This is a genomic window from Tepidibacillus infernus, assembly GCF_048898065.1.
Classification (GTDB): domain Bacteria; phylum Bacillota; class Bacilli; order Tepidibacillales; family Tepidibacillaceae; genus Tepidibacillus_B; species Tepidibacillus_B infernus.
The window spans coordinates 1-314 of record NZ_JBLWFI010000030.1; the positions used below are offsets into that span (position 1 = coordinate 1).

Genomic DNA, 314 nt, shown 5'->3' on the forward strand with positions numbered 1-314 from the left:
GAGGCATATCGGTGTTCGTCCCGTCCTTCTTCGGCTCCTAGCACCAAGGCATCCACCGTGCGCTCTTTGTAGCTTAACCTATTTTTGCCTTGCTTTTCTTGCTATCTAGTTTTCAAGGTACATAAAAGACGACAATGTTTAATTTATCATCTTCTTCTTAAACTTTCAAGTATCCATTGTTTCCAATTTGATGGTGGAGCTAAGCGGGATCGAACCGCTGACCTCCTGCTTGCAAGGCAGGCGCTCTCCCAGCTGAGCTATAGCCCCGTATTAGATATTAGAGTTTTAAGTTCTATAATGGTGGGCCTAACAAG

At 44.6% G+C, this 314-nt stretch carries 1 tRNA gene and 1 rRNA gene; both read right to left on the reverse strand.

From position 1 onward, the window contains the following. A 23S ribosomal RNA gene (locus tag TEPIDINF_RS14845) occupies positions 1-79 on the reverse strand; the annotation flags it as partial. A gap of 112 nt (positions 80-191) precedes the next feature. Then, a tRNA-Ala gene (locus TEPIDINF_RS14850) sits at positions 192-267 on the reverse strand. Positions 268-314: the final 47 nt, after the last annotated feature.